The organism is Micromonospora sp. NPDC049799 (assembly GCF_040656655.1).
Lineage (GTDB): Bacteria > Actinomycetota > Actinomycetes > Mycobacteriales > Micromonosporaceae > Micromonospora.
In genome coordinates this window covers 1-1,150 of the sequence record NZ_JBFAMU010000890.1, presented here as the reverse complement: position 1 = coordinate 1,150, position 1,150 = coordinate 1, and the positions used below count along the sequence as shown (strand labels likewise).

Below are 1,150 nucleotides of genomic sequence, written 5' to 3'. Positions count from 1 at the left end.
GCAGCACCCGCGAGGCCCGCGAAAAGTAGACGCGGGTCAGCGTTCTCCGGCTGCCCGGTCGACGAGGGCCTGGGCCACGTCCCGGAGCTCTACGACGGTGAGCGTGGCGGACTGCACGGCGGTCACGCGGCCCACCGACCGGACGAGGCGACGACCCGGGAGCCGGCGAAGTCCACCATGGCCACGTCGACCGTCAGCCGGTGACCGGCGAAGCGCAGCAGCACCTGGCGGACACGGCGGCAGAGCAGGTCCCCGGCCGGGGCGAGCAGCCCGGCGGCCTCCCACAGCTCGTACGCGTGCCGTCCGGTGTTCGCCGCCGTCACATCGGCGACCAGCTCGGGCGGGCCGCCCGCCTGGGCGGTGACCGCCCCGAGCAGCGACAGGTCCACCCGCGACCGGGTGTAGTGGGTCATCAGGATCCCGGCGGCGAGCTTGGCGAGCTTCCCGGCCATCCCGACGAAGACCACCCCGGTCTGGCCGTCGGCGACGGCGGCGGTGACCGCCGCGCCGGTGAAGTCGCCCACCTCGACGAAGCACACCTCGGGCAGCTCCGGCAGCAGCGCACGGGCGGCCCGCTCGGTACGGCCGCCGGTGCACAGCACGGTCGTCCGCTCCCCCTGGGCGGCCATCACGTGCACGGCCTGCACGACGCTGGCCCGCCACGACGCGGTGGAGAACGGCCGGACGATCCCGGTGGTGCCGAGGATCGAGATGCCGCCGAGGATGCCGAGCCGGCGGTTGGTGGTCCTGCGGGCCATGATCTCGCCGTCCGGCACGCTGATCACCACCCGGACACCCACCTCGGCCAGGTCGACGACCTCGGCGATCGCCGCCGAGATCATGCGTCGGGGCGTCTCGTTGATCGCCGGACCGCCGACGGGCAGCCCGAGACCGGGTCGGGTGACCGTGCCGACGCCCGGCCCGCCGTCGAGGTCGAGGCCGGGGTCGTCCCGCCAGCCGACGGTGGCGGTGAGGTGCGCGCCGTGGGTGACGTCCGGGTCGTCCCCGGCGTCCTTGACCACCACCGCCTCCGCCCGCCGGCCCGGCTCCAGGTCGCATCGGGCGACGGCGAAGCCGACCCGTCGCCCGGCGGGCAGGCCGATCTCCACGTCGGTCTGCGGCTCGCCGGTGACCAGGGCGGTCACCGCCG

Annotated in this window: 1 protein-coding gene; it reads right to left on the bottom strand. The window is 75.4% G+C overall.

Going from position 1 to position 1,150, the window contains the following annotated elements:
* Positions 1–122: 122 nt before the first annotated feature.
* On the bottom strand, positions 123–1,150 hold a 1,028-nt coding region (locus AB0I76_RS30385; protein WP_357042722.1), incomplete at its 5' end, for a cobalt-precorrin-5B (C(1))-methyltransferase.